Genomic DNA, 289 nt, shown 5'->3' on the forward strand with positions numbered 1-289 from the left:
CAAGTCATGATTACGCCTTTCTTACAATTCGGTATAGCGTTGCTGCTAGGAAAAACGTTGCAGAAACGATGATGATTGAAGCGCCCGATGGCACTGGCAGTTTGAGTTCCATAGGCAACACGGTTCCAACCAAACATGCGATGGTTGCGAGTAATGCCGACAAGAGAACAAAGCTCCCCATACGTTTAGTTAACAATCGAGCGGTCGCACCTGGAATCAACAATAACGCACCCACTAGAACTGCACCTACGATCTTCACGGCCGCAATTGTCACTAAGGTGATCATCAT

1 protein-coding gene is annotated in these 289 nt (G+C 47.4%); it reads right to left on the bottom strand.

What is annotated here, in order from left to right; translation table 11 throughout:
• Positions 1–10: 10 nt before the first annotated feature.
• Positions 11–289 (bottom strand): metal ABC transporter permease (locus tag AB4486_RS25550; RefSeq protein ID WP_372119528.1); only part of this gene is annotated, 279 nt, incomplete at its 5' end.

This window comes from Vibrio sp. 10N.222.55.C6 (genome assembly GCF_041473395.1).
GTDB lineage: Bacteria > Pseudomonadota > Gammaproteobacteria > Enterobacterales > Vibrionaceae > Vibrio > Vibrio crassostreae_C.